The 423-nt window shown below is 51.1% G+C and carries 1 protein-coding gene; it reads right to left on the bottom strand.

What is annotated here, in order from left to right:
- Positions 1–423, bottom strand: a 423-nt coding sequence (locus NE664_14475) for an NAD(P)/FAD-dependent oxidoreductase (GenBank protein MCQ4727840.1), incomplete at both ends; no start/stop codon positions are given.

The following is a 423-nucleotide window of genomic DNA, read 5'->3' as shown; positions in this document are numbered from 1 at the left end:
CGCCAGATAGATGGATTCCTCCACCGCGGAATTGCCGCCACCGATTACAATGACAGACTTATCTCTGTATTTGGCTCCATCACAGATAGCGCACCAGCTGATGGATTTCCCCGCAAAATCCAGTTCGTTCGGCACATGAAGCATGCGCGGTTTCGTCCCTGTAGCCAGAATTACAGCCAAAGCCCGGTACGATTTTCCTTCCCCGCATATCAATGTCTTTACGGTACCGCCGCCTTCTTCGCAGTCCTCTATCTCTATTTTTTCCACAGTAGCGTAATCGAATTCGATTCCAAGAGCCTGGGTATGCTCAAATACCTGCATCGCCAAATCCGCCCCGTTGACCGAGGCAAACCCCGGGTAGTTCTGGATTTCATATGTGTTGATGATCTGCCCTCCCGGTGCCAGTTTATCCAGCAAAAGGAC

This window comes from Anaerotignum faecicola (assembly GCA_024460105.1).
GTDB lineage: Bacteria > Bacillota > Clostridia > Lachnospirales > Anaerotignaceae > JANFXS01.
This window is presented reverse-complemented; position numbering and strand designations above follow the sequence as displayed.